The sequence below is a fragment of the Rhizobium sp. M1 genome, assembly GCF_002531805.1.
Taxonomy (GTDB): Bacteria; Pseudomonadota; Alphaproteobacteria; order Rhizobiales; family Rhizobiaceae; genus Rhizobium; species Rhizobium etli_C.
On the sequence record NZ_NWSW01000114.1, the window covers coordinates 1 to 861 of the forward strand.

The 861-nt window shown below is 58.7% G+C and carries 1 pseudogene; it reads left to right on the plus strand.

Annotated features, from left to right (window positions below):
- Positions 1–208: 208 nt before the first annotated feature.
- Positions 209–861: pseudogene (locus CO655_RS33195) on the plus strand (hypothetical protein); the annotation flags it as partial.

Sequence of the window (861 nt, forward strand, 5' to 3'; positions counted from 1 at the left end):
GGACGCCTGGATCGAGGACTACTATTCAGAGAGCCGAGACATGGAACAGGATCCGAGCGACTTACGCCTCGGTTCGCACGATAGTGACGCCGGCGACCGTGTGCCGCGTCGCAGATCCGTGGGCGGTTCGATGCGAGTGACGCCGCAGTCGCGGGCGCCGGAGAGGGGTTCGGGGCAGCAAGACGTCGATGCCGCAACGGAGACTCACGTGGTCTCAACCAAGGTTCGCGTCGGCGCCAAGCGTGGTCGCGCCGCCGACTGGGACATGCATCCCGATGACGAGTCCCGCATCAACCAGTTCGCGGAAGCAGTCCGAAACTACGAAATTCTACCCGACGGTAGCGTCGGCCGAGGGGACGGAAGGGTTCCCGAGGCTACCGTCGAGAACAATTTATGGGTTCTTAGGGGGTTCGCTCGTTGGCTCCGAGCAGAGAACAGAGATTCGATGGCTTCTCGGCTTTTAAACGATCCAGATTCACTAGCCGTTGATATCGCGGATTATTATTTGGCAAGCGGTGGGGATGGTCGGAACCGTCTTAAGTCAGCACTGTCTCATTTCAGGAGGCTCGCGCCTGAGGGGCAAGAACTCCAAGCCGTTGGACCTGGGCCGCGCCTGATGGGGCGCCAGATACATGATCCTTATCCCGACGACGCCCGCGTCATTGATAGCTTGGCCAAGGAAGAGCTGAGTAAGTTCGGACCGGTCTCGACTTCCCGGAATAATACCAGTCACCAACGAAAGTTTAGCGCTTGGCTCAAAAGGGAGGGCAGGGAGAGCATAGTCAGCCGGCTCACCGGCAGTGATGAGCAGCAACAGTCGTTGAAGGAGGATTTTAGGGCCTTTACCAAGGAGGAAGGAAA